31 protein-coding genes, 1 tRNA gene and 1 pseudogene are annotated in these 19875 nt (G+C 40.9%); 18 read left to right on the forward strand and 15 right to left on the reverse strand.

Annotated features, from left to right (window positions below; translation table 11 throughout):
- Positions 1-5 precede the first annotated feature (5 nt).
- On the forward strand, positions 6-1565 hold the full coding sequence (locus DYY67_RS01155; protein WP_166390012.1) for a hypothetical protein: 1560 nt from the start codon (positions 6-8) through the stop codon (positions 1563-1565).
- A 45-nt stretch (positions 1566-1610) separates the two neighbouring features.
- Here DYY67_RS01155 and DYY67_RS01160 read toward each other — a convergent pair whose 3' ends face one another.
- On the reverse strand, positions 1611-1937 hold the full coding sequence (locus tag DYY67_RS01160; RefSeq protein ID WP_166390014.1) for a hypothetical protein: 327 nt from the start codon (positions 1935-1937) through the stop codon (positions 1611-1613).
- Positions 1938-2037: 100 nt separating this feature from the next.
- On the opposite strand from DYY67_RS01160, the gene DYY67_RS01165 reads away from it, so the two are divergent.
- The 4 genes from DYY67_RS01165 to DYY67_RS01180 all read left to right on the forward strand — a co-directional run bounded on the left by DYY67_RS01165 (position 2038) and on the right by DYY67_RS01180 (position 4854).
- Positions 2038-2727, forward strand: coding sequence for an ArsR/SmtB family transcription factor (locus DYY67_RS01165; protein WP_166390016.1), 690 nt, complete (start codon positions 2038-2040; stop codon positions 2725-2727).
- 253 nt (positions 2728-2980) lie between these two features.
- A complete protein-coding gene (locus DYY67_RS01170) occupies positions 2981-3331 on the forward strand; it encodes a hypothetical protein (protein ID WP_166390018.1) in 351 nt (116 codons plus the stop codon).
- Entirely contained in the window at positions 3300-3908 is a 609-nt protein-coding gene (locus DYY67_RS01175) for a hypothetical protein (protein WP_166390020.1), read from the forward strand. The genes DYY67_RS01170 and DYY67_RS01175 overlap by 32 nt, the downstream gene beginning before the upstream one ends.
- Before the next feature lies 1 nt (position 3909).
- Positions 3910-4854, forward strand: coding sequence for a hypothetical protein (locus DYY67_RS01180; RefSeq protein ID WP_166390022.1), 945 nt, complete (start codon positions 3910-3912; stop codon positions 4852-4854).
- 158 nt (positions 4855-5012) lie between these two features.
- On the opposite strand, the gene DYY67_RS01185 is transcribed toward DYY67_RS01180, so the two are convergent.
- The 3 genes from DYY67_RS01185 to DYY67_RS01195 form a co-directional block, all read right to left on the reverse strand.
- Positions 5013-5333 carry a hypothetical protein gene (locus DYY67_RS01185; protein WP_166390024.1) on the reverse strand — a complete coding sequence of 107 codons (321 nt, stop codon included), beginning with the start codon at positions 5331-5333 and terminating at the stop codon, positions 5013-5015.
- A gap of 106 nt (positions 5334-5439) precedes the next feature.
- On the reverse strand, positions 5440-5994 hold the full coding sequence (locus DYY67_RS01190; protein WP_166390026.1) for a DUF192 domain-containing protein: 555 nt from the start codon (positions 5992-5994) through the stop codon (positions 5440-5442).
- A 437-nt stretch (positions 5995-6431) separates the two neighbouring features.
- On the reverse strand, positions 6432-6662 hold the full coding sequence (locus tag DYY67_RS01195; protein WP_178084785.1) for a hypothetical protein: 231 nt from the start codon (positions 6660-6662) through the stop codon (positions 6432-6434).
- Positions 6663-7060: 398 nt separating this feature from the next.
- Here DYY67_RS01195 and DYY67_RS01200 point away from each other — a divergent pair, with 398 nt between their 5' ends.
- On the forward strand, positions 7061-7414 hold the full coding sequence (locus DYY67_RS01200) for a hypothetical protein (protein ID WP_166390028.1): 354 nt from the start codon (positions 7061-7063) through the stop codon (positions 7412-7414).
- On the opposite strand, the gene DYY67_RS01205 is transcribed toward DYY67_RS01200, so the two are convergent.
- The 5 genes from DYY67_RS01205 to DYY67_RS01225 form a co-directional block, all read right to left on the reverse strand.
- Entirely contained in the window at positions 7380-7895 is a 516-nt protein-coding gene (locus DYY67_RS01205; protein ID WP_166390030.1) for a hypothetical protein, read from the reverse strand. The two genes, DYY67_RS01200 and DYY67_RS01205, sit on opposite strands and share 35 nt — an antisense overlap.
- Before the next feature lie 53 nt (positions 7896-7948).
- Complete coding sequence (locus DYY67_RS01210; protein ID WP_166390032.1) at positions 7949-8236, reverse strand: hypothetical protein; 288 nt, start codon at positions 8234-8236, stop codon at positions 7949-7951.
- A gap of 61 nt (positions 8237-8297) precedes the next feature.
- Positions 8298-8516, reverse strand: a complete 219-nt coding sequence (locus DYY67_RS01215; RefSeq protein ID WP_320415893.1) for an Lrp/AsnC ligand binding domain-containing protein — start codon at positions 8514-8516, stop codon at positions 8298-8300.
- A gap of 129 nt (positions 8517-8645) precedes the next feature.
- Positions 8646-9008, reverse strand: a complete 363-nt coding sequence (locus DYY67_RS01220) for a DUF6659 family protein (protein WP_320415894.1) — start codon at positions 9006-9008, stop codon at positions 8646-8648.
- A 90-nt stretch (positions 9009-9098) separates the two neighbouring features.
- A tRNA-Thr gene (locus tag DYY67_RS01225) sits at positions 9099-9173 on the reverse strand.
- An 8-nt stretch (positions 9174-9181) separates the two neighbouring features.
- Here DYY67_RS01225 and DYY67_RS01230 point away from each other — a divergent pair.
- Both DYY67_RS01230 and DYY67_RS01235 read left to right on the forward strand, forming a co-directional pair.
- Positions 9182-9343 carry a hypothetical protein gene (locus DYY67_RS01230; protein ID WP_166390038.1) on the forward strand — a complete coding sequence of 54 codons (162 nt, stop codon included), beginning with the start codon at positions 9182-9184 and terminating at the stop codon, positions 9341-9343.
- Between the two features lie 26 nt (positions 9344-9369).
- Positions 9370-9828, forward strand: a complete 459-nt coding sequence (locus tag DYY67_RS01235; RefSeq protein WP_166390040.1) for a cupin domain-containing protein — start codon at positions 9370-9372, stop codon at positions 9826-9828.
- A 5-nt stretch (positions 9829-9833) separates the two neighbouring features.
- Here DYY67_RS01235 and DYY67_RS01240 read toward each other — a convergent pair whose 3' ends face one another.
- On the reverse strand, positions 9834-10217 hold the full coding sequence (locus DYY67_RS01240; RefSeq protein WP_166390042.1) for a hypothetical protein: 384 nt from the start codon (positions 10215-10217) through the stop codon (positions 9834-9836).
- Entirely contained in the window at positions 10192-10701 is a 510-nt protein-coding gene (locus DYY67_RS01245) for a class I SAM-dependent methyltransferase (protein WP_166390044.1), read from the reverse strand. The genes DYY67_RS01240 and DYY67_RS01245 overlap by 26 nt, the downstream gene beginning before the upstream one ends.
- Positions 10702-10787: 86 nt before the next feature.
- Between DYY67_RS01245 and purS the strand changes: the two genes are divergently transcribed.
- Complete coding sequence (gene purS / locus DYY67_RS01250) at positions 10788-11048, forward strand: phosphoribosylformylglycinamidine synthase subunit PurS (RefSeq protein ID WP_166390154.1); 261 nt, start codon at positions 10788-10790, stop codon at positions 11046-11048.
- Here the strand turns inward: purS and DYY67_RS01255 are convergent.
- From DYY67_RS01255 to DYY67_RS01265, 3 genes are all read right to left on the reverse strand, one after another.
- Entirely contained in the window at positions 11045-11485 is a 441-nt protein-coding gene (locus tag DYY67_RS01255) for a CBS domain-containing protein (protein WP_166390046.1), read from the reverse strand. The genes purS and DYY67_RS01255 overlap by 4 nt on opposite strands.
- 296 nt (positions 11486-11781) lie before the next feature.
- Positions 11782-12024 carry a rhomboid family intramembrane serine protease gene (locus DYY67_RS01260; RefSeq protein ID WP_166390048.1) on the reverse strand — a complete coding sequence of 81 codons (243 nt, stop codon included), beginning with the start codon at positions 12022-12024 and terminating at the stop codon, positions 11782-11784.
- Between the two features lie 14 nt (positions 12025-12038).
- Positions 12039-12401 (reverse strand): rhomboid family intramembrane serine protease, encoded by a 363-nt coding sequence (locus DYY67_RS01265; protein ID WP_166390050.1) that lies wholly within the window; start codon positions 12399-12401, stop codon positions 12039-12041.
- Positions 12402-12587: 186 nt separating this feature from the next.
- Here DYY67_RS01265 and purQ point away from each other — a divergent pair, with 186 nt between their 5' ends.
- From purQ to DYY67_RS01305, 9 genes and pseudogenes are all read left to right on the forward strand, one after another.
- A complete protein-coding gene (gene purQ, locus DYY67_RS01270; RefSeq protein WP_166390052.1) occupies positions 12588-13268 on the forward strand; it encodes a phosphoribosylformylglycinamidine synthase subunit PurQ in 681 nt (226 codons plus the stop codon).
- Positions 13265-15429: pseudogene (gene purL, locus DYY67_RS01275) on the forward strand (phosphoribosylformylglycinamidine synthase subunit PurL). The gene purQ and the pseudogene purL overlap by 4 nt, the downstream one beginning before the upstream one ends.
- Positions 15422-16858, forward strand: a complete 1437-nt coding sequence (purF, locus tag DYY67_RS01280) for an amidophosphoribosyltransferase (RefSeq protein WP_166390054.1) — start codon at positions 15422-15424, stop codon at positions 16856-16858. Before purL ends, purF begins: the two are co-directional and overlap by 8 nt.
- A 2-nt stretch (positions 16859-16860) precedes the next feature.
- Positions 16861-17091, forward strand: coding sequence for an Lrp/AsnC ligand binding domain-containing protein (locus DYY67_RS01285; protein WP_255492618.1), 231 nt, complete (start codon positions 16861-16863; stop codon positions 17089-17091).
- A 210-nt stretch (positions 17092-17301) separates the two neighbouring features.
- Positions 17302-17895, forward strand: coding sequence for a nucleotidyltransferase domain-containing protein (locus DYY67_RS01290; RefSeq protein WP_166390056.1), 594 nt, complete (start codon positions 17302-17304; stop codon positions 17893-17895).
- The gene (locus DYY67_RS01295) at positions 17896-18285 is read left to right on the forward strand and encodes a HEPN domain-containing protein (protein ID WP_166390058.1); all 390 of its coding nucleotides are present in this window, start codon (positions 17896-17898) and stop codon (positions 18283-18285) included.
- A gap of 210 nt (positions 18286-18495) precedes the next feature.
- Positions 18496-18810, forward strand: a complete 315-nt coding sequence (locus DYY67_RS01300) for a metalloregulator ArsR/SmtB family transcription factor (protein ID WP_166390060.1) — start codon at positions 18496-18498, stop codon at positions 18808-18810.
- Between the two features lie 20 nt (positions 18811-18830).
- Positions 18831-18947, forward strand: a complete 117-nt coding sequence (locus DYY67_RS11800) for an SRPBCC family protein (protein ID WP_445082561.1) — start codon at positions 18831-18833, stop codon at positions 18945-18947.
- A 6-nt stretch (positions 18948-18953) separates the two neighbouring features.
- Complete coding sequence (locus tag DYY67_RS01305) at positions 18954-19256, forward strand: SRPBCC family protein (RefSeq protein WP_320415907.1); 303 nt, start codon at positions 18954-18956, stop codon at positions 19254-19256.
- Between the two features lie 147 nt (positions 19257-19403).
- Here DYY67_RS01305 and DYY67_RS01310 read toward each other — a convergent pair whose 3' ends face one another.
- The gene (locus tag DYY67_RS01310) at positions 19404-19826 is read right to left on the reverse strand and encodes an AsnC family transcriptional regulator (RefSeq protein ID WP_166390064.1); all 423 of its coding nucleotides are present in this window, start codon (positions 19824-19826) and stop codon (positions 19404-19406) included.
- Positions 19827-19875: the final 49 nt, after the last annotated feature.

Raw genomic sequence — 19875 nt, forward strand, 5'->3', positions numbered from 1 at the left:
AGACAATGAAAGTCTTGTATTTTTTTATCATTGCAATGTTTGGAATTATTTCTAGTGGCATTGATTTTGCATCAGCCGATGTGGAAAAATCATTGATTCAAGTCAACGGCACACAATATGAAATTGATTACAAAGGCACAAACGTATCGGTAAACGGGATATCTGCCCATTTTCGTTCTTATTATGATAATCGTCTTGATCTTGACATCACAAGCAGCCAAACGCAAAATGGTTCCATGTCAGTATCAATGTCAAATGAAGCTGCGGAAAACATATTTTGTTTTGCAAGCAGAGGAATAGGAGACATTCACAATTTCTTGGATTTTACAGTAAGCACTGATAAAAAATATGGAGAAGAATTTAGCCAGTCGTCCAACTTCAATGGCATATCTTTAACATTTGATATTCCTGCAGGCGCCAAGCAAGTTACTATGGATCACATGTTTGTCGGCATGGCAGTTGCTGACCCTGTCCAGTTCTCAGGAATTCCAGAATTTGGAATATATCATCAGGGAGAGCGGCTAAATTTCACTGGAATTGTACAGGATGGATGCAACAGGCGCCTGTCATATTCTGACATTCAAATTCATGCAGGGGTTCCTTCCATTCAAGACATGACAACACAGGCAGGCAAAACTGGCATTTTTAATACAAATTTTACGATACCTGACAATGCATCTTCAGGAAGATACTTGATGGAACTTGACGGTGCAGACGGAAACATGTCAGGGAAATTCTTTAGCACTCTGCTTGTGGAACAAAACAACGAGACAAACGTACCATATAATCTTGAGGACCCAAGGCTTGGAACATTTGTCATTCCATATCATCTTGATGGTGGAGAGATTTCATACATTGGTGTGGACCCAATATCGAACCTTTTAGACGTGAGATATTATGCATCACATGATACTACACTTAAAATCAGAATACCTTCAGAACTCATGGATTTTGTCGGGACCATAAATGATACCACAACATTGTATTCAGGATTGAGGGATAGCATACCACTGATAGATCATCTTGACCCTCAAGGGGACAGGGTGTTTACATTGCCTGTAACAGAGGGAAAAGACAATGTCATAACTATTCAAGGAATCCACTATGGAAAAGATGCTGGCTATGACAGGCAGGGTGTAGCTCCAGTCAGAATCAACGATACTGCCTACTATCCTGTGCCGTATAACATAACAAATGGCGCCTTTGACATCACGGCAGATCCTGCAGACAATGCATTAAAACTAAGAATCGAGACAACCCTGGGTGATGGGCACTTGCACCTCGTACTTCCACGAAAACTAATTGATTCTATAAATGGAGATGGAAATGACCAGAATTTTACTATACAATACTGGAAAATGATGGACAAGACAACACCGGTAGTCTATCATGAATCACAGACAAGCAACAACACAAGAACACTTGAGATTGATTTTGAAAATGGTACAAGCATCATGTATATTTATGGTACTTATCTAGTTCCCGAGTTTCCATTTGCTGTTCCCGTTCTATTGATTGGCATTACATCATTGATTGTATTTTATAGGGTGAAATTTAGACAATGAAGACTCTGCATCTTACAGTAACAAAAATAAAAATAAAGGGAAAAGTTATCGGAGTAGGTTATCTTGGGCTCTCTTATTTTCTATCTGCTTTGCCCTGACTACAAAGGCAACAAAGATTCCGCCAAAGATTCCTCCTGATATTATTGTGGCTCCAACCACTCCACTTGCGCTAAGATATGGTGTTCCAGAACCTGCGCCGGGATGTGCCTTGACTTCTTCAATTCGCTCTCTTGCAAGTTTTAGGTCTTGTTCAAGGGTCATGCCGGTGTTTGACCCTTGGGGATAAGTTTGCGCAAATGCCAGTGGCATGAGCGCACTTGCAGCAAAGACTGCAAGCAGAGTGCCTGAAAGGACTATTCTAGTTTCTGTCATGTTGTATAATACGCAAATTTTGGATTTAGCGTTTGATGAAAGCCGGATTTCATCAAAGGTTTTACATAGTATCGTGCAGATATAGTACTGTACATTTACAATGACTAGTGAAAAATCAAGGCAGCCAGTTCCTGAGAGAGTAAGCATCTACGATGCAGATGACGAAAGACTCAGGGCACTAGGCGAGGTTCTGGTAACTGATACTAGCAGAACTGTACTGAAATTGTTATTTGACCATACGCTTACGGCAAATGAGATTGCCACAACGACTGGATTTTCGCTACAACTTGTGAGATACCACGTCAAAAAGATGCAGGATGTGGGCTTGGTTGAGATATCAAAGATAGGCAAGAACACAAAAGCCCATGACATGAAATACTATTGCGCTACAAAATTTGCAATTGTAATTGTTCCTTCAAAGTTCTCAGAAAAAGCCAGGTCAAGCAAATCGCTGCTAAAGTCGTTCAAGTCAATTTACAGATTTGGCGCAGTAGGGATTTCTGCAATTGGCTCATGGTTTGCAACTATGGCGCTTCAGGGAACTGGTAGTATAATGCAATCAAATCCCGTGCAGGAAATGCAAAAAATACCAAGCAGCGCAGGCTCGACAAGCTATAATCCGTTTTACAATGGGGTGGGAGGGCCATACTCTGGCAATGGAGGAATAGGCTCTGGTGCTACACTTGAAGAGATGTTAAAGCTTGCAAGATCAAGAGTAACTGAGGTGATGCATCACCCACATCGCGGGCTCCGGCACACCGTTTTTCAATATAGGTTCTCCAACCCCTGAATTTTTCTGGCCGTTGGTAATAGCGCTCTCAGTTCTGGCGTTTGGTTTATCCATTGAGATAATACTGCGAGTGCTTAAAATCAAAAAAGAAAACGTTCCAAACTGAAAAACCATACACTAGAACCAAAAAGGTGTGAACATTTCTCACACCAGTGGATGAACTGATTAAAATCTGATTGCAACTGATGATCGATCATTATAGAGTAAATCTACGCCACTTTTTTAAAGCATGCTTGTACCGCACTAGTCAAGCGTGAAAACTCTATACCTTACAATAATTGTAATTTTAGTAATAGGGATTAGTTATGTTATTGACAAAAATGTGTATGGATGTACAGGCTTTTGTGCCGCACGTCAGTCTTCCGAATCAACTCTATCTCCATTGAAGCAATTCAATTCAGGAATTGCGCCAAATAACATAACTTGTAATTCAGGCCTTCAGTTGATTATCAAAGCAGAAGACGGAACTCCTGCATGTGTAAGGCCAGAAAATGTAGCCAATCTTGTTGAACGAGGCTGGGCAAAACAAGCATTTTACTATCATGGACATACACATGGAGCCCAAAATCACATTGAACGATTACAGTTATGCTGGCATAGATGAAGAAGGTAATACTACAGTATCAATTGACAATCAAACATACTATCAAACCACACTCGATTATTCGGCATCTCGTTTACCTGAGGCAACCCAGATACAATTTCACAATGTCACATTTACTTTTCCTGCAGGGACCATGATTACCCCCGGCGGTGCATTTGTCATGCTTGACATGAAATTTCCAGACTCTTTTGAGGAAATTTATGGCACTCATACTGCAAACGAATTTGGAGGAATACCTCTTCCAACACAATATGGTCCTCATCTGGCGGTAAATTCGACCACGGTTCTTAGCAACCACCTAGAACCTCAAGCTGGGATGACGATATATGATGATAAAATAAAATTACTTGTAAGTGCAAATGCTAATTCAATCACGCAAACCCCAGCAGACAATTCATCGTCTTTGAAGCTGTATTTCTCTACCGGATCACAATTGATACATACTGGTCAAGCAGTAGGGATTGCAATCTCAGTCAACAACACCCTGCCAACGCAATTGTATGTCAAGGCTGCAAATTCTGGAGCAGCTGCCAAGTCTAGGTCTAGATCCTTGCATACCAAGACCATTTGGCATTGAAATGTTTCAGGGATATTATACAGAACAAAACATGACCAAGGGAAATCCGCTCTTGCTTTTCAATCCTGATGCATTGTGTCCAGCTATCAATGCCACTCTAAGCTACGTCTTTGAGCCTTCAAGCGCACACGCAGTTGCATATACCTGTACTGACGCAGGACAACCTTTGTGTTCGTACCGTGATGAAATGGCAGATCATGTATCGATTAATGGATACTGGTATCAGGGCCAGCTCTATCCATTCAAATCTGGCATATACACCATAATTGGCGGAGATGAATGGGGTCATGTTGCCATAGAACATTTGGTGGTATCAAACAGTACAATATTTGCAGGAGAATTGGGAAGCATGTCATGCCCCATGATGTATGGCGGAATCCAATTTGGTGCTACAATAAAAAACTCGACAGGTTTTGCAAATTATTATAATTCTACTCAATATGGCAACACGTTCTTTTTGCATCCTGGAATGCAGGGGACAATCAACGTGCAATATTCTGCTCCTGCCAATGCAGCTTGGTTCCAAAATAATGGTAACACGCTCTTCAATATGACTAATGGTGCAGCTCTTTTCTATATGTCAAATGTAACCGAAGGAAAATCTGTGATATCCTATGCGGCCTCCCTTTACAATGACAGGACAGGACATCACTCTCAGATTTGTCATTATGGCATACAGTTTGGAGGTGGGTTTGAGGAACCATGCGATACTGATAACACTGGAGACATTCCATTAGATGAGCTGCCTTATGCCTCAAAATTACTTCATGTCGGAATTAACACTTCGTTTGCGCCAGATTCAGTAATGTTATACCCTGACAGCAATCCAGGTTTTACTGCGACCGTATCTGCAAATTCTGATGCCATGCCGGGAGTTTACTGGCTCTCTATAGGACGAAGTCTATGTGGTCCTGGCGTACTGGCTAAACTTGTGGTATTGTCATAGGAATTTAGAAGATGAAAATTCGCTCAATTATTAGAAAAGCCATACATTGAAACCAAAAAGGTGTGAACATTGATTCCCCTAGTGGTTCTACGGAATTTCTCTGGATGGGGAAAAACTCTTTTCTCAAATTGAGAAAAAATTACAAATAATTTTACCAATTACAGTTTTTTAATGTTGATCTCAAGTCTCTGTCCGACCTGAGGGCTGCCCATTTTCTCGTATCTGCGCTTTGGCATGGCTATTGTTATGGTGGTCTGGGCATAGCTCTTGATTGCAATGGTTGGCTGGGCCTGAAGTATTGCCTCTAGAAATGGAAGAATCTGGTCTTTTAATTCCGGGTCTAATTTTTTATTGATAGCCTCCATCATTAGTTGCTTTTGTGAAACAGGCTCTGTCTGTACATCTTCCATCAGGGTAATCTGTACTGTCTGCCCATTGTCAACTAGTTGTTGGATCTGGTATTGTATTATCTCAGACATGAATTATGGTTCAAAGCGTCAGAATTTATCTGTATGTGATATCCCACTAGAAACACAATTCGAACATTTTCTTGGTGTTCAAAATGGGTACTTGATATCTCTTGATTTATCTTTGTAAAAGGACAAACTTGGAATTTTCAGTTATGTTGAATTTGTCTGCAAAGCCGCCTGTGACTTCGAGGACATATTTTGCATCTTGCATCTGTCCATTGTAAATTGTGCACGTTCCATTGTCGCTACAGGGGAGCAGGTTCTTCTCAATATCAACCACGTTGCCATTGCTGTTAAACCAAATCATATCTAGTGGAAACTGCATGTCTTTCATCCACATGGAAACTATCTGTGTTTGTGGAAATACAAAGATCATTCCCTGGCTGTATGGTAACGGTTGCTGGAATTGCAGGCCTTCTATCATCCTGTCTGGAGTGTCTGCAATTTGGACATCAAGTGTAACATTGTCTAGTTTGATCTTGCCTTTTGGAAAGTTATCAGTTAGCAGATTAGAGTCCTGTGTAGTTGTCTGGTTTCCAGAATGCTTGAGACTGATCTCACCACTATTGATCAAATACTGGATATCTGAGAGAAACTCGTAATCAGAAACGCTTCCACTTGCCCACCAACTGGCGACATTTTTTATCCATGGGGGAATGGGTTTTTGCAAAGTCTACGTCATTTCCATGAGGAAGCAATGCAGACGCCATTTGCATCAAGATAACGTATTCCTAAAACAAATTGCGAATCTGTAATCTTTCCTTGTGCCCATGAACCCTGTATTGTTTTTAATCCAATCTGGAACAGCTACGGGAATAACATAGTTGGAAGACTGGGATGAATTGTCGCCTGACTGTTGCGCAAATACCGGTTTTGCAACTTGAAGTTGATTATATCCTAGAGATATTATCAATGATCTATCGTAAACACTGCAAGTAACATGCAACACAACAGAATTTTTTGACTCAAATCTTGTCTAGCCTCTTCGTACCAGTGTATTAAAAATCTATAACGATGACTGGAAAAATGTTATTTTGCCAAGGTATCAAAACGGTCAAGATTGTGCATCAAGCACGCTTTTTTTTATCTGGGCAGCTCTTTTTTTGATTAATTGCGTGAATTCTTGCATGTCTTCCAAAGATGGTTTTTGCTGCTTGATTGGTATATGACTGGATAAATGCAGAGTAAATTGAGCCAAGTATGAATGCCAAAAGCTGCAGCTGAAACGTCTCCTACCTCATCGGCATAAGCCTTTGCCATGTGTTTGTATGACGCTGCCTCGCTGATGTAATAATCAACTAGGCTGTCAATGAAGCTCCTAGTTGCTGCAGAAATCACAAACTAGAGTTGAGCCTTATTCTTTATAACGTTTAATGCTGGCAAATTAACGTACAATTTTAGAGAGTTTGCAAATATAATTTGACCTCATTTCTTTTGTAGAAAAATAACAACGATAATCCATGCCAATTGAAATGAACCGCATCAACAGGGAATGCCCAGAGTGTAAAAACTCTACCATGTTTAATACCGGTAAGGGTTATTTTTGTGGAAAATGCCTCAATACCATTTCCATATCCTAATCAAGAAGTAGTTTTTTAGGTAAGTGTAATGTGGAAAGCAGAGCGAGAAGGATACTATTTTAAAATATATGACCAAGAAAAAATGTAGCAGGTTATTTTGCTCCTGAATATGGTGCCATCTATCCTGAAGACAAGGCAGACGAAGTAATAGAGCAGATGCACAAAAGACATGAAACAGTCAAGGGCGGATATCTCATGATTCCAATGGTAAAGTTTGGAATCTTCTCAGAAGACCATGAGATGCATTTTGCATATCTGCTAAAACAGATAGATGATGTAAAAAACCGCATTATGGTATGGGCTGATTTTATCACAAACAACCACATACGCCAACACAAGATTACGATATCTCACACGGACCATGACATGCTAAGCATTACGCTTGATCTGGTGTTTTCATCTCCGCTTGAGCTTGAAAAAAATGCAGTACAAAACGAGATTGGAAAAATACTTGACTTGCTTCAGGCAGATGGATCTACTGTGAGTTGCTGCCTGATTTTGCATTGTTAAAAGACTGGAGTGCGCTCATCTCGTATTGAAATGATTGTTGCAGCAGCTGGTCTGATTTTGCCCTAGTTGAATTGTCTCCTGTCTGAATCCATTCTTTTAGGAGGTTGTCACTTTCTAGTTGTGTCTGTGTAGAGAGTTTGAAGAGCTGAAGTGAGGCAATAAAGGGCTCTGGCGGATTCAAACTGTCATAGGACGCAAGAATGTTTTGCATCGCTGCAACATGTGCATCTGTTATGTTTAGCATCTGGTCCTTTGATATCTGGCCCTTCTCATACATTGTGAGATTGGCGTCAAAACCGATTGTTTGATTTTTTAGCTCAGACTGGATGGATGCCAAGTTGTCGCCAAATCTCTGTCCTGTTATGTTGGCCTGGTCCAGATAATAATTGACAGCAACTACTGCAGCTATTATGACGACTCCTATTATGATTGCAATGTGTAAACGCCTTTTGGGATTGGGAGGCTTTGGCGGTTTCTTCACAAATCGGCTAGATTGTCATGTGAAATAAATCGTTTGCTGCATTTCTGATCTGTCTAGTCTATGTAATTTCCTTCTGGGTCAGCTTTTAGCTCAATTATCATTACGCTGCCGCTGATGTATGAATCGTTTCTTGTGGTTCTTACGCGCCCTATTTCAAGATGGTATGGCCAAACATCTACCACTACCAGTTCCAACTTTAACATCGGTGGGGGCATCTGTGAATTGATGTCTTCTTTTTTTATTCCATGATCCATTAGCTTTTTGACGCAGTGATCAAGCAATGGCTGGGGAAGACCGTGATTTATGGCCCAAACTGTACCTTCGTAATCAATTTTTTCCAAGTAGTTATCAGCAAGTTTAGCGTTTTTTTAAAGCTATCTGAAACAGAAAATATCTGAAATTCTACCCTGAAGTTGTCACTTTGAGAGTCATGGTGCTTTCAACTCTTGAAATGTTTCTAATCTTGCGAGATACTGTCTGATCAAATTCCTCTGGGCTTGGGGCCTGCAGCTCTGCTATCACGTCGTACGCGCCAAAAGTCACATAAGCGCTTTTGACTTGGGACAGGAGCTTTAGCTCCTCTATCACATACTCTTCTGCACCAATATCGCAATTAATCAAGACAAACCCTCTCTCCATACTTTACTCAAATCTCTAAATTACTTAACTTTGTCTATCCTATGCAACGAACTAGGAATCGAAAATAAACACTCTTCTAAAATATAGAGCAATCCTCTAAACTGCAGGCAATCAGTGGCGCAGTAGCTCTAGTACCTTGAACGGTGTTGCAGACAAGTCAATTTCTTTTTCTGCGGACAAGAGAAGCAAATTATCCTTGACTGGAAAACTCATGATCACAACTTTTTCCCTATATGACATGGCAAAAGAAACCCGTCCTAGCACACTGTCAAATCCCTGTCGCATCTTGGCTCTTGTGACAATGCCGCAGTAGAGCGATTCGTCATCTTTTTTGTCTCCCATGGGCTTGATACCACTCCTCATTCCACCTCCCACCAATTTGCCGTCCTGGTCAATCATGCCGACAAATCTTATCCTTGTATCAATTCCCATTATTTTATCACAAATTTTGTTAAAATCGTTATGCGCTATCATTTTGACAGTATTTTAGACTTGATTGCTATTAACCGCGTCGATCTTTTACGCTTTAAGAGTTCATGCCGACTGAAAATCAAGATAAAATAAAGCCAATGAGGGGATTTGGACCCCCGACCTTCTGATTACAAGTCAGATGCTCTAGCCAGGCTGAGCTACATTGGCGCTAGGTAATGGCATCTGGAGGGTGGTTTAAAATGTTATTGCGCAAGCAAAGACGACAAGTCCTGTCAATCTTTGGGGGATGCTACATCCAAAGTTGTCTTGGAATGTATTCTATAAAAAATTATTTTGAGCTGCAAGTAATTGCAGCACAATCAAAAGGAAACGGCTAATTATAATAAAATCCCAAATCAAAAAAATGAAAAAAGAAAATTTCAACAAGATAAGGTCTGACAAGTCTCTTCTGGCCTCAAAAAGAAGATATTTTCTTGGCAATGTCGTTTTACACGATATATCAAAAAACATAGGCGTCACGGATCAAAAAGTATACTATGCAGCCTTCAAAAATGGTGCAAGAACCAAAGTTCACTATCATGAGGGGGAACAAACGCTGATAGTGACCAAGGGAACGGGCGTTCTGGTCTTGTTCAAGGGAACAATTCAAGGAAAAAATGTCAAAATCAAACACGATGCAAAACTTGCCTTGAAGGTGGGCGATATGGTACGCATTCCAAAAAATACGCTTCACTGGCATGGCGCAGTGGCAAACAAAAATTTTGGGCATGTTGCATTTAACGCATTTTCAGACAAGAGAAAGGAAGCAAAAACCATTTGGTATGATTCTGATTTTAAGACACACGCAGTAAAAATTTCATAGATGATTTATGATATATTGTAAGCAGAAGCTGTAAGCACAGTCCATGGAAAAACTATCTTTCCATCTTTTATGTAGCGCTCTGCATTATATCGTGAATCATTTTTTATCTTGTCTGCAATATCTTCTCCCATGCTCTCAATTCTAGGCCTGATGGCATTTGCAGTAGAGTGCATATAGTCATGCCAGTATTCGTCAAAAGTTCCAGCTTCATAGCTGAAGACATGTTTTGTTATGGATACCTCAGAAAATCCTGCATTTTCAAGTTCTTTTTTCAAGTCGTCGCTGTTGCCAAACCTGTGTACGGTGGGTGCACCTTTTGGTCTAATGTCTGGAATGTATTTTAAAATGGAAGACATTATGCTGCTAAAATATGGCACCTCTTCTGCCACTCCATGAACTGCAAAAACAATTTTTCCACCATGCTCTTAAAATTTTTCTAAGCGTTTTCAGTACTTTTGCAGTATCTGGAAAAAACATGAGCCCATACTGGCATAATATTTTATCAAACAAAAAGTCAAATCCAAGATTTTCAGCATCCATCTCAAAAAAATTCACGTTAGGTCCATGTGTGGTATCTTTTGCAATAGTCAGGGCAGTCCTTGACATGTCTATTCCAACCAGCAGGCCTGTCTTGCCAAGGCGAGAAAATATCTCAGACGACACAGCACCTGTCCCACATGCAATGTCTAGCACCTTGTCTGACGGGTTTATCTCTGCAAGGCTGACAACCTGTACTGTAGACTTGAACGGGCCTTCATGTTTGTTTGCCCAGTTGTAATGGTAATCTGGAGCTACAACGTTCCAGTTGGCCTTTGAATTGATCTTGTATTCTGTAGGATCAAAAATAGATACCACGACAATCCCTCTAGTCAAGGCTTATTTGTATTGTAAGTCACAAGAGGGGATTGCCTCCAATCGACTTGACAGCACCTTTAATTAATTATCTCTTGACGGATTTCATGCCTGCATTTTTGGTCAACGTGATAATCGAGAATAAACCTGAAATCGTCGACCCGGAAGGAAATACCATTCTAAACGACCTCATACTAAAAGACAAAAAAACATCTGTCAAGAAGATTCGCTCTGCCAAGATGCTAAGGTTTCAGATAGAGGCAAAGGACAAGGCTCTTGCCGAAAAGACTGTCATGGATCTGTGCAACGAATTTAGAATATACAATCCTCTAGTAAGCAAGGTCTCAGTTGAGACTCTAAACGCCTAACTGCTTTTTACGACTTTTCTGTTCAGCGCACTGACGTCTTCCATGGCCCCATCTATGAGCAGTTTGCTGCGAAGATATTTTGCCAAGTCTGTCTCTGTTATGATGCCTACCAACTTGCCGTCTGCCAAAACAAGCAGCCTTCGTATGTTCTTGTTTATCATCCTCTGCACGGCGTCCTCGATGGGAGTCATTGGTTCTACCCATCTAAAGTTTGGAGACATTATCTCTGAGATTGGAACATCCGAACTTTTTTTGTCTGTAGTTGAAACCTTGTGTGAAAGATCTCTTTCTGTTACCAATCCTATGGGGGTTCCTTCCTTTACTACTACAAGTGAGCTGATGCCTTTTTCTGCCATTAGCACTGCAACATCTTTTGCAGTCTTGTCATGTTCGATCGTAATGACATTGTTGATCATTATGTCGCGAACTAAACCCATAGCCAGTACCAAAGAGCATTGGAATAAAAACGATTTGTTGAAGTTTAGCTACAAAATCAATAAATTATTATCAAAATCAAAACAAATTATATTTTTTGCAAAGCACTGCCTTGGGATACAGTTTGCAGTTACTTGCTTCGTATACGCCCCTCTTAACTATGTTAGCAGTATAGTTTTCCACAAGAGACTGCAAAGCCATACATTCCTACCAAGTTGTGCTTTGCAGTTTCCTATTGCTCTAGTTGCATGATCTCAACTGGCGGTGTAATCTTTGGTCCAAAGCATGGAAGAATGATTTACGTAGAAAAAGTATCAGAATACCATCTTCTTTTCTTGCGCTCATGCTCTATCATGGCCTTTGTCACAACTAATGCCGTGAGAAATCCTCCAACGTGCGCCATGAATGCTATTGTGATTGCTGCAAATGTGCCTATGAATGCAAACAAAACCTGGATGGCAAGCCAATAGTATCCTCGTATGTCGCCCATTGCAGCAGATATTCCCAAAACCCCAGAGATTGCGCCTGATGCGCCAATCAAAAGGCTGTCGCCATTTAGCAGTATGTATGACGCAACAGCTCCGTAAAGCAGTGCTCCCCAAGCCCTGCCAAGATGTAGAGCGCAATGAATCGAGGAACTCCAATTGATCTTTCAGCAGAGCCTCCCATGTAGGCCAGTGCAAAGAGGTTGAACGCGATATGTGTAATGTTTGCGTGGACAAACATTGACGCAAACAATCTTGTGAGGCTGTCAGAGAGCGGCGCATTGCTGTCACGGAACAGCTCATCTGGAACAAATCCATAATGCATGATTATCTGCGACTGGGTATGGCTGAGCATGCCGTATGCAAAGATCAAGGAATTTATGACAATTAATGCAGTAGTTACAGGAGCAGGTCTGCCTATCAGCCTTAGCATCTTCTACAAGAAGTTGGCTGCATAATAAATTGTATCAGGTAAAACATTCCAACAATTTTTCAGGTTCTTGATTTGTGTTGTGGGCAAAAAGCGATCAGATTTTCTGATAAATGTATCACAAAATCTTTTGGTCAAATGATGTTTCTGTGCGATTCGATTTAATATTGCTGGCAACTAAGGGTGTGTGTGAGGGTTGCAGTAATCGTTTTTCCTGGCAGTAATTGCGATCGCGACATGCACCATGTCCTAACTGATGTATTCAATGTTGAATCCCAACTTGTATGGCACACTGATGCGTTACCCAAAAACATTGACGCAATTGTATTGCCTGGAGGTTTCTCTTACGGTGATAGGCTCAGAGCAGGGGTGATTGCAGCCCACAGTCCGGTTATAGCAGAAGTAAAAAAGATGGCAGAAAAAGGCATGCCAATTCTAGGGGTCTGCAATGGGTTTCAAATATTGGTAGAATGCGGTCTTTTGCCTGGTGCACTGTTAAAGAATACGTCGCTTAGCTACATCTGCAAATGGACAGAGATTATAGTTAAAAATAACAAGACGCCATTTACAAATAAACTCAAACTGGGACAACGAATTCCAATTGCAATGGCAAACGGCGAAGGGCGCTACTATGCAGACAAGGAAACGCTACACCTGCTGAAGAAAAATAACCAGATTGTCTTCACTTATACTGATGATGTAAACGGGGCCGCACTGAATATTGCAAGCATATGCAACAAGGAAGGAAATGTTGTAGGCATGATGCCGCATCCTGAAAGATCCGCCGAGCAGATCCTAAACCCCAAAGATGCAAAACCTGCTTCGCTAATCTTTGAATCATTGTTGAACACATTGGGTGTTACTGCATGAGCCTTACTCCGCAAGAGTCCGAGTATCTTGAAAAAAAGATAGGCAGAAAACCAAATCCCCTTGAGCTGCAAATAGTCGCAGCAGAATGGTCTGAGCACTGCTCCTACAAGTCATCAAAAAAATACCTCAAGATTCTTCCACGCAAGGGAGCAAGGGTAATCTCAGGCCCAGGATATGATTCTGGAGTGCTAGATGTGGGAGATGGATATGTTGTCACAGTACACATTGAGAGTCACAATCATCCCTCTGCAGTGGAACCCTATGGAGGCGCGGCAACGGGGGTAGGCGGTGTAATACGCGATATCTTGTCAGCCGGCACAAGACCGATTGCAATCTTGGACGGGCTTAGGTTTGGAGATATTGAAAATGACACTCATGCAAGATGGCTTTTTAAAAATGCAGTAAGGGGAATTGCCGATTATGGAAATTGTTTAGGGATACCAACTATTGGCGGTGAAATAGAGTTTGACAAGTGTTTTACAAATTATGCGCTAGTCGATGTCGCCTCTGTTGGATTTGGAAGAAAAGAGCGGCTGATACAAAATAGGGCAGACAAGGGAGACGCTTTGGTACTGATCGGAGGATCTACTGGCAGAGACGGTATAGGAGGCTCACAGTTTGCATCTGACAAGCTAGAGTCTGAGAACCGCTCTGCCGTGCAAATCCCAGACCCGTTCATTGAAAAACTAGTAATCGAAGTAATACTGGAGGCAAGAAACCAACACTGCATCAAGGCAATGAAAGACTTGGGAGGTGGGGGGCTTTCTTGTGCCATATCAGAAACAGCAGATGCGTTATCAGTTGGCATAGAACTTGATGTTGCCATGATTCACAAAAGGGAGCAGAACATGTCTCCTACAGAACTGATGGTCTCTGAATCTCAAGAGCGAATGCTTGTGATAACATCTCCTCAAAAACTTGATACTCTAAAAGAAATATGTGAAAAATTCCGTGTCTCATATTCTGTTGTGGGTAAAGTAATCGATGGTTCCATGATGGAGGTAAAATCAGAAAAACAAATGGTTGCCAAATTGCCAAGCGATGTTGTTGCCAATGCTCCGCTGCTTGACAGGCCGTCAAGTATCCCAAAATACCTAAAGAAATTAACTTTGATCAAAAAACCAAAGACTCCAAAAAATTTATCGCAGACAATTCTTACAATGCTGTCAAACCCAAACATTGCAAGCAAGCACTGGGTGTATACGCAATATGACCACGAAGTTGGCATTCGTACTGTAATCAAACCTGGAAGGGACGCGTCGGTTTTAAGACTTGACAACGGAAAATTTCTCTCAATTAAGATAGATGGCAACTCAAAGCACTGCTACGTTGACCCAAGACAGGGAGTGATTGGCTGCTTTGATGAGGCATGCAGAAACATAATCTGCACAGGTGCAACCCCGATAGGAATGGTAGACCACCTGCAGTTTGGAAATCCTGAAGACCCTGAAATCTTTTGGACATTCAAAGAATCAGTTGAGGGAATAACAGAGTACGCCAAATATTTTGAGATTCCATGTGTTGGAGGAAAGGTAAGTCTGTACAACGAAACCGATGATGGCCCAATCAAGCCGACCCCATTGATAGGGGTGCTTGGCCTAATTGAGGAAAACCATTGATGCCTCAAAAAGCCAAAACAGGAGACCTGGTTGTTCTAGTTGGCACGACAAAGGACGAGCTTGGCGGCTCGGAATATTACGAATATGTTCATGGTATCATAGGTGGAAAATGCCCGGCAGTTGATATGGAATCGTCCAAGGAAAACCAAGCGGCAGTCTTGGATGTGATACACCAAGACCTGGTAAAGGCAGTACACGACTGCTCTAAAGGCGGAATCGGGGTGGCAATGTCTGAGCTCTGCATCACAAATGAAATAGGCTGTCACGTATTTTTGGATAAAGTCCCGTCAGAGAAACTCAGCCCTGACGAGTTGCTCTTTTCAGAATCGCATTCCAGGTTCTTGCTAACAGTAGAGCCCTCCAAGATAAAAAAAGTAAAATCTTTGCTTGAAAAAAGAGGTGTCCAAAATGAGATCATAGGAAAATTTGCAGGTCGCAGTATCATATTCAAGAACAAAACCAAGCCAGTTGCAAGTGTAATGGTTGATAAGGCACAAGAAAAATGGTTAAACTCATTGGGGGCATTGGTCAGTCATGGTTAAAGAAAACTGCGGCGTAGTTGGAATTTTTAGCTTGGATGGCGCAAATGTCATCCCGATGGTCATTGATGCACTACGCGCACTCCAACACAGGGGCCAAGAGGCCTGGGGTGTTGCAGTTCCAAAAAAACAGCCATACAAGCAGCTTGGCCTTGTCTCCTCTGCAGTATCAGAGTTTGACAAGATAACCCGTGATTATGCCTCACCTGCAGCAATTGGGCACGTCAGGTATTCTACAATAGGCAAAAGCAACCTGGAAAATGCCCAGCCGCTTAAAGTAAAGGACCTGTGCATTGCCCATAATGGAACCATATCAAATGTTGAAGAGCTGGCAGGCATGGTTGGCGGATGCACATTTACGCCACAAAACGCAAGTGATACGCTTGTTGCAGCACAACGACTAGTCTCACTCATGTCTGAGAATGGAAAACTCGGCAACGCGCTATCAATTTTGAAAAACGAGATGATAGGCTCGTTTTGTTTTACCTTTGTTTCTGATGATAATGCAGTATATGCAGCACGTGATCCCAGAGGATTTCGGCCGATGGTTATTGGATATAGAAAAGACAACAACTCTTACATTGTGGCATCCGAATCAGTTGCGCTATCTGCGGTGGGGGCACAGCTTGTCAGAGACGTAAAACCAGGCGAGCTTGTAAAAATCAGCAACGCAGGACTGGAATATGAAATGTTCTCTGAAGAAAAAAAACCCGCTCACTGTTCTTTTGAGTTTACCTATTTTGCACATCCGTCAAGTGTTATGGAAAGTTCCAACATCTATGTGGTCAGAAAGAGAATCGGGCAATTTCTGGCAAGAAAGTATCCAATCAAGGATGCAGATATTGTCGTTCCAGTTCCAGATTCTGCAAGACCTGCCGCACTAGGATATGCGCAAGAGCTTGGAATCCCATTTGAAGAAGGATTGCTCAAGGACAGGTACAGCAGAAAGGGACCACTGCGCAGTTTCATTGAACCGCATCAAAGCGACAGAGTTGAAATCAATCGCTGGATTATTCCAATCACACAGGTAATCAGCGGCAAACATGTCGTGGTAGTCGATGACAGTCTTGTAAGGGGAACAAGCTCAAAGGCAATCATCAAGGCCTTACGCAGAGCTGGTGCAAGAAAGATTAGCATGGTAATTACTTTTCCACAAATAAAATATCCATGCTATGCAGGAATTGACTTTCCGTCACAGGATGAGCTGGTCACATTTATGGGAGATGACAAAAATTACACCGAAGACGAAATTACAGAAAAAGTCAGACAGCTAATCGGTGCAGACTTTCTTGGCTACAACGACGCCCAGAATCTTGCAAATGCCGTGGGAATGGATTACAATTCCATGTGCTTTACATGCTATTCGGGAGATTATTCTACACTTGGAATAAAGCCGACATTTAAGAGCAGAGCAGAAATCAAGGGAGAGTAAAATTGGAATTAGCATTTGTCCTTGTAAAAAGCAAGATGGGCCATGAAATGGATGTGCTAAATGAAATTCTAAAGATTGATGGAGTAAAGGAAGTAACAGGTACATATGGACAGTATGATATTTTTGTCAAAGTCCAGGTTTCAACTAGGACACAAATTGAAAAAATAATCACAAAAGACATTCGTCCAAATACGCAACGTGGTTTCAACGACCACATTGCCTGTGATTCCTGACCAGGGCAAAAAGTAATCTACATTCAAGACCGTGCATGACCATGTCTGTCTAGCGTTATTTTGAACCTTGTAAGATTCTAGATATGGGGGAATCGAACTGATGAAGACGATTTCCCTAATGGGTTTAATTATTTTAAATACTCATGTCCTAAAAATAAGACATATGTCTTAAATGTAGGACATATGTCCTAAATATAGGACATTATGTTATTGCATAGATACCTGGAAGATGTACTAGGAAACAAGGCAAGTATCATCTTGCTTCGTACTATGATAAATTACCAAGGCAAGATCTTTACTATAAGAGGATTAGCAGAAGAAGCCAAAGTCACACCAAATGAGGCAGCCCTCACTATTCATGATCTTGAAAGATTTGGCATCGTAAAAATTCAACCAGTGGGAAGGGCATATCAATTAGAATTAAACAAGAAAAGCTACATTCTAGATAAAATAATAGAACCAATGATCGAATCAGAAAAAAACACCATGTTTGAGATGCTTGAACTATTAAAGAAATATCTTGATACAACTAAGATTTTCTCTGCGGCAATTTTCGGAAGTGTTGTAAAGGGGCAAGAAAAGATAGACAGTGACATAGATCTTCTAGTAGTTTCAAATGATCATGGATATGCCATCAAACAAATATCTGAAGTAGCAGAACAAATATTCTCAATATTCCATGGTAGTATATCTCCAGTAGTGTTTACCAAAAAGGAATTCAAAGCTAAACAAAAAGGATCTCTGATACGATCAATCATCGATAATCATATTCTAATATGTGGTTTCAGTATTGAAACTTTGTAAATGGCAAAACCTGTAGATCCTTCAAAAGCATCTAACTATGTCACAAAAGCTAAAGAGGCGCTGACAACTGCTATTGAATCATCAAAAAATAAGAGGTATAATAGTGCAGTAATCAACGCAGTTCATAGCGGCATAAACTCCCTTGACGCATTAACTACAAAATTTAAAGGCAAACGCGGAACCGACGATCACACTGAAGTACTCTCACTTGTTAAAGGGATACTCCCAGCTCCTGAATATGATGAGATTAGAAAACAGTTTATGTCTCTAATAAATATGAAGAATACTTCTGAGTATCAACCTGACTTTATGACTGAAAAAGATGCTAACGAGGCAATAAAATGGGCAGAACGGATTTTATCCAAAATTAACGCTAAACTTAATCCGTAGGCATGGTTTTTCTAATAAAAAGTGAGGGAACTAAACTAACTAGACAAATCCCCTAATGGACCTTGAAATTGTACCAAAACAGAACTGGGTCCTACAGGTCTCAGATCGCGATCTTTAAATTGGTTTTTCAAATTATTTGGTGGATGTTTGGAAGACAAAACAATACCTGTAAACTAAACAATTAAATAATTGTTTAATTATTATATTAACATGGAATCCGTCTGGAAAGCAGTTGCAGATGACAGCAGGCGCGAGATACTGATGCTGCTTCGAAAAAGGAAGATGACTCCAAGTGAGATGACCGAACACTTTCATTTTACGGCTCCTGCCTTGTCAAGTCACCTACGCATATTGAAGAGCGCAGACTTGGTTACTGAGGAAAAACTGGGCAAGAACCGATACTATTCATTAAATGAAAAAAAATCTCTTGAGGTTGTAAATTTCTTTGAAAAGATGTGGGGGTACAACCTAAACTCGCTTAAAGAATACCTCGAGAACAAGGAAAGGAAAAAAGGACATGAGTGATCTAGAAATCAGCGAAATCAATTGAAATTGATGCCTCTCCGGAAGTTGTATTCAAGGCTATTTCGGATCCTAGTGAATTGACCAACTGGTTTCCCGGATGCGGCAATATTAGAACCCAAAGTTGGAGGGAAAACTAGATTCACATATTACAAGGATTCAAAGAGGATTACGCATGTGCAAGAGATCATGATAAAACTAATGAAGGAAGGGTTTTGGAATTTGTCAAGAACAAAAAACTTGTCTATACCTGGCAGCACATGGATGTGCCAGACTTTCCTGAAACTATAGTAACATGGGAATTGGAAGAAATAAGCAAGAACAAGACTAGATTGACCCTAACTCATACAGGATTTACAAGCAAGGACCAAGTCAAAGATCATTCCGAAGGCTGGGCGTTCTTTCTTAATGAACTAGTTAAATATCTTACAAGACTTCGTCCGTTGTAAGTACAAATCCTAAAGGGCTAAGTTAATGAAAAGATGAATCAAACTTAGACCAAGCCTTCATTCATGAACAACGATATTTTTTCACATTAATAATACCTGCAAAGAATTACAGTTTTATGATCTGGCTTTTCTGTAAAGGCTATTTTGCTACTCGAGCGCCTCAATTCTGCCCTTGTATTTTTCTTTGTACAGTGATTTGCATGACGTGCAACAAAAAAATCTCTCCGCATTTGCAAATCTTAGAATGCTTGGTTTTCCATGAACAGGTCCCTTGCAATAATCACATGACAATTTCACAAGTGTTCCCTTGTCAAGTTTTATTGGATGGCCTTTGAGCGCCTTCTCACGAATGTGGTCTAGTATGACGCTCGTTTTCGTCTCAAGTTTTCCCAAATCAATGTCAGGCAAGACTGCCTTTATCAGACCTACGTTAACCAATCTCTCATAGCGTGTCTTGACTGTAGGGGTGCTTACGTTGATCTCTCTGGCTATCTGTCTGAAAGATTTTCTGCCATCCTTGATAAGAGATTCCAACAGTGCAATATCTATCTCATCTAACTTGAGTGGCATGACAGTGATTACATCTCATGCATGTATATCTTGTACACTTTACAATTGT

It is taken from the genome of Candidatus Nitrosotalea sp. TS, assembly GCF_011319465.1.
Taxonomy (GTDB): Archaea; Thermoproteota; Nitrososphaeria; order Nitrososphaerales; family Nitrosopumilaceae; genus Nitrosotalea.

What these genes read in the sequence shown, in the direction of transcription:
- DYY67_RS01155 (WP_166390012.1), top strand. Translation starts at nt 6, where the DNA reads ATGAAAGTCTTGTATTTTTTTATCATTGCAATGTTTGGAATTATTTCT.
- DYY67_RS01160 (WP_166390014.1), bottom strand. Translation starts at nt 1,937, where the DNA reads ATGACAGAAACTAGAATAGTCCTTTCAGGCACTCTGCTTGCAGTCTTT.
- DYY67_RS01165 (WP_166390016.1), top strand. Translation starts at nt 2,038, where the DNA reads ATGACTAGTGAAAAATCAAGGCAGCCAGTTCCTGAGAGAGTAAGCATC.
- DYY67_RS01180 (WP_166390022.1), top strand. Translation starts at nt 3,910, where the DNA reads ATGTTTCAGGGATATTATACAGAACAAAACATGACCAAGGGAAATCCG.
- DYY67_RS01185 (WP_166390024.1), bottom strand. Translation starts at nt 5,333, where the DNA reads ATGTCTGAGATAATACAATACCAGATCCAACAACTAGTTGACAATGGG.
- DYY67_RS01200 (WP_166390028.1), top strand. Translation starts at nt 7,061, where the DNA reads ATGCACAAAAGACATGAAACAGTCAAGGGCGGATATCTCATGATTCCA.
- DYY67_RS01220 (WP_320415894.1), bottom strand. Translation starts at nt 9,008, where the DNA reads ATGATAGCGCATAACGATTTTAACAAAATTTGTGATAAAATAATGGGA.
- DYY67_RS01230 (WP_166390038.1), top strand. Translation starts at nt 9,182, where the DNA reads ATGGCATCTGGAGGGTGGTTTAAAATGTTATTGCGCAAGCAAAGACGA.
- DYY67_RS01235 (WP_166390040.1), top strand. Translation starts at nt 9,370, where the DNA reads ATGAAAAAAGAAAATTTCAACAAGATAAGGTCTGACAAGTCTCTTCTG.
- purS (WP_166390154.1), top strand. Translation starts at nt 10,788, where the DNA reads ATGCCTGCATTTTTGGTCAACGTGATAATCGAGAATAAACCTGAAATC.
- DYY67_RS01255 (WP_166390046.1), bottom strand. Translation starts at nt 11,485, where the DNA reads ATGGGTTTAGTTCGCGACATAATGATCAACAATGTCATTACGATCGAA.
- DYY67_RS01265 (WP_166390050.1), bottom strand. Translation starts at nt 12,401, where the DNA reads ATGCTAAGGCTGATAGGCAGACCTGCTCCTGTAACTACTGCATTAATT.
- purF (WP_166390054.1), top strand. Translation starts at nt 15,422, where the DNA reads ATGGTTAAAGAAAACTGCGGCGTAGTTGGAATTTTTAGCTTGGATGGC.
- DYY67_RS01295 (WP_166390058.1), top strand. Translation starts at nt 17,896, where the DNA reads ATGGCAAAACCTGTAGATCCTTCAAAAGCATCTAACTATGTCACAAAA.
- DYY67_RS01300 (WP_166390060.1), top strand. Translation starts at nt 18,496, where the DNA reads ATGGAATCCGTCTGGAAAGCAGTTGCAGATGACAGCAGGCGCGAGATA.
- DYY67_RS01310 (WP_166390064.1), bottom strand. Translation starts at nt 19,826, where the DNA reads ATGCCACTCAAGTTAGATGAGATAGATATTGCACTGTTGGAATCTCTT.